Source organism: Neobacillus drentensis, assembly GCF_036965425.1.
In the GTDB taxonomy this organism is placed as follows: Bacteria; Bacillota; Bacilli; order Bacillales; family Cytobacillaceae; genus Neobacillus; species Neobacillus drentensis_F.
On record NZ_JBALPP010000225.1, the window covers coordinates 544 to 977 of the forward strand.

The window sequence follows — 434 nt, forward strand, 5'->3', positions numbered from 1 at the left end:
AGCCATCCCAATCTTTAACGCTTGCTACCCGTTAGCTGTATATGGTGAAAAACCGAGTCTACGAAGAAAAATTCCCTAATCTCCAAAAGCGTATATGTGTTTCTTTTGTTTTATCGCATCTTCACATAGTTCTTTTAATTCTTGTGCAAAAGTCCTTATTTCTTGTTCTTTCTCACCAGTCAGATTGTAATTATTAATTAAGGCTTCACATATTACTAATAAATCTAGAATCTTATCTCTATATATTATTGTTTTCCGATAAGGGTCAAGATTCAAGAGAAGTTTAAAGTCATTACCATAGCCCTTTTCTATTTTAATTAAGTAAGCGTGTATTCTTTCGTTAAAATGAACATATTTTTCTGCCTTTGATGCTTCTTTATCGGTTACTCCAATTGAAAAATCTATTCCACACATAGCTATCACATCCTAAAACC

Annotated in this window: 1 protein-coding gene; it reads right to left on the reverse strand. The window is 32.3% G+C overall.

The window, feature by feature from the left end; all coding sequences use genetic code 11:
* Positions 1-75: 75 nt before the first annotated feature.
* On the reverse strand, positions 76-414 hold the full coding sequence (locus V7161_RS30320; RefSeq protein WP_335716467.1) for a hypothetical protein: 339 nt from the start codon (positions 412-414) through the stop codon (positions 76-78).
* Positions 415-434 lie beyond the last annotated feature (20 nt).